At 61.4% G+C, this 4,552-nt stretch carries 3 protein-coding genes; all 3 read right to left on the bottom strand.

What is annotated here, in order from left to right:
• Positions 1–14: 14 nt before the first annotated feature.
• Positions 15–599, bottom strand: a complete 585-nt coding sequence (locus C6P64_RS11225) for a hypothetical protein (RefSeq protein WP_146115909.1) — start codon at positions 597–599, stop codon at positions 15–17.
• Between the two features lie 20 nt (positions 600–619).
• The gene (locus C6P64_RS11220; RefSeq protein WP_146115908.1) at positions 620–1,198 is read right to left on the bottom strand and encodes a hypothetical protein; all 579 of its coding nucleotides are present in this window, start codon (positions 1,196–1,198) and stop codon (positions 620–622) included.
• Positions 1,199–1,330: 132 nt separating this feature from the next.
• Positions 1,331–4,474 (bottom strand): PAS domain-containing hybrid sensor histidine kinase/response regulator, encoded by a 3,144-nt coding sequence (locus tag C6P64_RS11215; RefSeq protein ID WP_170073088.1) that lies wholly within the window; start codon positions 4,472–4,474, stop codon positions 1,331–1,333.
• Positions 4,475–4,552 lie beyond the last annotated feature (78 nt).

Here is a 4,552-nt window from a genome sequence, read left to right as displayed (position 1 = left end):
TTCTTTCAGAAAACTTAGTAAATGGCAGAAGCCCTGCCACGCAACGCCAGGTTCAGATAATCCACCCCCAGGGCGCCAGCCGAACCGATCGGCACGCTGTCGTTGCCAGCGGCCTTGGAGACCACGGCGCTGCCACTGCCGGCATAGCTGATGATCGAATTGTCGCGCGGCGTGAAAGCCAGGGTACTGGTATTCAGACCTGCAGGACCATAGGTGCCGTAGCTCGCGTTGAGCACGTTCAGGCCTCGGCTCAGGCTGACAGAACTGGTGTTGCCCAAATCATGCGTCTTGAAGGTGGCCGAGGGAGCCACCATGCTGGCCTCCTTCAAGGTCCATTCACCATGGCGCTGGCTCATGCTGCCGTCACCCAGGTTGCCACCATAGGTCGTGGAGGATGCAAAGTCGTCCACCACCTTGACCGTGATGCCCTGGCCTTTGTAGCCCTGGGCCCAGGCTGGCCCCAGGTCGGTATGCATCCACCCCTGCAAGACGGGAGTCGCGAGGCTGGTGGCGGTGGCGTCATTGGGTTTGCCAGCTTGGGCAAAACCAGTGGCAATAGCCAACAGCAGGGGCAGCAACAGGGCGGGACGGGGGCTCATGGCAATCTCCTTATGGTGTATCAAAACAGATGGGTAAATTTAATGTTCAAGGCAAAACTGGAGGGCGGCGCCCGATGGAGCAGGTAAGCCAGGGTAGCTTCGGGCGTCAGTTCGGTGGCTGCCAGGCGACAGTTCACCTGCTGGATGCCGCCGATGTCGCCGTAGTTGGCGACACAGGGTTTTTCGCGCAATTTGCCACCTAACAGGGTCACGGCACGCCAGGACAAGCTACTGCCTGAACTCAATGCGGTCTGGTAGACCAGTCCGAGTTGGAGGCTGGGGTCGATGGTGTATTTCTGGCCGCGCTCGCCAGTGCTGAAGCCCCAGATCACGCCCCAGTGGCGATTGACTTCGCTCAGCCAGGCCAGGCGCAGGTCGGTCCAGCGGGTGCGGTACCAGTCATCAAAGCGTATGGTCTGGCCGGTTGCGGTCTCGAAACTCATGCCACGAAACGCGCTGACCTGGCTCGACAGCACCGAGCCCTGGGTGATGTCAATCAGATGGGTGGCACCAGGCGGACTGGACATGGCCAACGCGGCACTCATGGCGTCCCAGTCGCCGGCTTGTACCGGGCACATCACTGCCGACAAGGTCAGCAAGCAGGCGGTGCAACATGACTTGAGGCGCATGGTTTCTCAGCAGACGAGAAGGGTCGGATCAGGACGGGTACGGTCACAAAGGAAGGGCCTGCTAGTCTGCATCGAGACTGTGAACTCGGCATGAAGAATTTGTTATGGGAGGGCATGTTGGCAGACGGCCTGGATCAAGGCGCTCATCTCCAGTGGCTTGGCCAGATGGTCGACCATGCCCGCCTCGCGGCAGGCTCGCCGGTCTTGCTCCATCGCATTGGCCGTCATGGCCACCACCGGGAGTTGCGCCCATTGCGGATGGGCCTTGATCTGCCGCGTCGCCTCGAGCCCGTCCATCTCCGGCATCTGCATGTCCATGAACACCAGATCGAAATGCGGCCCCTGCTCCTGCAGCACGTCCAGCGCATCCCTGCCGTTGATCGCGATCGTCACTTCAGCGCCCAGGGATTCGAGCATGCTAGCCGCCACGTCGATATTGGTCGGGTTGTCCTCGACCAGCAGTAGGCGCTTGCCTTGCAATGGCGCGATGGCTTGTTCGCCCGGGCTGCTGCCTGGCAGGGTCATGGCGGCTGCCAATGCCTGCTGCTGTTCAAGGCTCGGGCGATGCAAGGCCAGCTCGAAGCCAAAGGTACTGCCCTGGCCTTCGACGCTTTGCACTTGCAAACCCTCGCTGCCCATGAGCTTGAGCAGCCGCTGGCTGATAGCCAGGCCCAGACCGCTGCCGCCGAAGCGCCGGGTGATACTGCCGTCGGCCTGCTGGAAGGCCTGAAACATGCCGGCCAGATGTTGCGGCGCGATGCCGATGCCGCTGTCAGCCACCTCCACCTGAAGGAGAAATCTATCGTCTGGCAAGGGCTTGCAGCGCACCCGCAGCGTCACCGAGCCGCGCTCGGTGAACTTGATCGCGTTGTCGGTCAAGTTGAGCATCACCTGACGCAGCCGCATGTCATCGGCTACCCCAAACCGTGGCAGCCCAGGGTCGATGTCCAGCTGCAACTTGAGCAACTTGGTACCGAGCTGGGCTTGCATCAGGCCATACAGGTCTTCGAGCATGGCAAGCAAGTCGAAAGGCTCGGGATGAATCCCCAACTTGCCGGCCTCGATCTTGCTGAAGTCCAGCACGTCGTTGAGCACGCGCAGCAACAGACGGGTGGCGCTGATCGACTCGCTGACATAGCCACGCATCTTCGCGCCCAGCGGTTCCCGGCTCATGAGCTGCAGATAACCCATGACCCCGTTGATGGGGGTGCGGATCTCGTGACTCATGGTGCTGAGGAACTGGCTCTTGGCGCGGCTGGCGGCTTCAGAGGCTTCCTTGACCTGCGTCACATCGGCGGCCACCACATAGAAACCGAGCACCCGGCCGTCCTGCTCGTCCGGAATGTAGTTCAGAAACAGGTGCAATGGCCGCTGCTGCGCTTCGCTGAACACCTGCCGTTCGAAGTTTTGCCGTTGCCCCATCAAGGCCTGCTGCATTCTGGATTCCACCGCCTCAAAGCGTTCCGCCCCCAGCAGCTGGCGGCTATGCATGCCCATCAGCTGCCCTGCAGTCACGCCATACCATTCGCAGGTGGTGCGGTTGCCAAACCGGATGCACAGATTGGTATCGATATAGGTGATGGCGATGGGAATGTTGTCGAGCACCGCTTCCAGGTCGCGCTTGCCCCGCTCGAGGGCCTGCTGCAAGCGCTTGAGCTCGCCGATGTCATGCACGGTGGTGCGGCGATGCAGGAGTCGACCTTGCAGGTCGTACACGGCCAGGGCCGCCAACTGGGCATGCAGGATGCTGCCGTCCTTGCGCACGAAGTCAAGCTCGACGCCTTCGACCTGGCCGCCGGCCTCGAGAGGATCGAAGTGGCGATGAAATAGCGCAATGCTGTCCGGCGCCAACAGATCGGGCAGCTTTAACCTGCCTTCGACCTCGGCGCGGGAGTAGCCGAGCCAGCGCAACTGGGTATCGTTGAGCTGCAGGATATCGCCCTCAGGCGACAGGGTCAGGTATCCGGCAGGTGAATTGTTGTAGAGATCCTCGACCCTGGCCAGCGCGTTGTGCAAGCCAGTCACATCGTAGAACCAGGCCAGCTCGGCCTTCTGGCCCTGGAAGTCGATCACGACATAATTCGCCTTGGCCCAGACGATGGGCAGGTCTGGACGGGTGGGCAGATGCAGGGCGATCAGGCGATCATTGACCACGCCATGCAACTGCAGTTCCTGGCGGACCTGGTCCAGCTGTGCGGGATCCACGTAAAAGCTCTTGACATCGACATCAATCTCGGTACCTGGTGCAATCTGAAACGTGTCACGGTAGCGCTGGTTGACGAACAGGATGCGGTGTTCGTCCAGCGAAGCCACGCGTGCCGCCGAAGGTGAACTTTCGAGCAGCGATAGCGTTTCCACCAGCTGCTGGGTCACGGCTTCAAGCAGATTGCGGTTTTCCTGGTCCAGCAGGCGGTTGGAGCGCAGCAGGGTGGCCAGCAGCATCGGCTCGACGGCCAAGGCCAGCATGGGCAGGAAAAAACTGAGTTGTGCCGCCGCATGGCCAGATGGGTCTGACACATTCCATCCCGCCGGCTGCAGCACGGCAATCAGCCAACCATGCGCAAGGATGCTCCAGCCTGCGATGCGAAAACCTCCCACCACAATCGGCAGCATGGCGGCAGAGATCACATACACATAGGGATAGGACATGTAGCGGCTGCTCAATCCCGCCACCAGCAGACTGAGCAGCAGCACGGCTGCATCGCCGCATGCCTGTCGCACCGACTTGCTGATGAACAAGCGCCCGGTATGCAGCCACAGCAGGCCCAGGGGCAGCAATATCGCGACACCCAGCAGCGATCCGAGAAACGAAGCGAGCCAGAGCCTGTGCCAGGGCACAAAACCGTACCACGACAGCAAGAGGCTGCCCACTGCAGTGCCCGCGGCCACTGGCAAGACCCCGACCACGAGCAGCACACGCAAGTAGTGCAACGGCGAGCTCAGGGCTTGCGGCAGCTTGTCGCAGCGCCCCAGAAAATGAGCTGACAGGGCTGCTTCCAGCAAACTCGCGGGCAACAGGAACCAAACCAGTTCCCAGCGGGTCCCATAGGCGGCATCGACCATGATTTGAGCCAGGCCCGCGATGGCCAGCAGCCACGGCCAGTCACGCCTCGGACGGGCCTGCATCAGAACGGCAGTAGCGATGCTGGCACACCAGATGGTGGCCAAGTTGCCCGGCTGAAGCGACAACACCCGGCTAGACAGCACCAGCAACGCATGCAGCACCCCGACAGTGCCCAGGGCCATGGGCAAGGACAGGGTAGGTGCTGACGGTTTTTCGTCCAGACCAGACAGTGAAATTGTCATACTAAGGTTTCCGAAAGT

The sequence above is a fragment of the Malikia granosa genome (assembly GCF_002980595.1).
GTDB lineage: Bacteria > Pseudomonadota > Gammaproteobacteria > Burkholderiales > Burkholderiaceae_C > Malikia > Malikia granosa.
The sequence above is the reverse complement of the archived record's forward strand: the minus strand, read 5'-3'. Positions and strand labels throughout refer to the sequence as shown.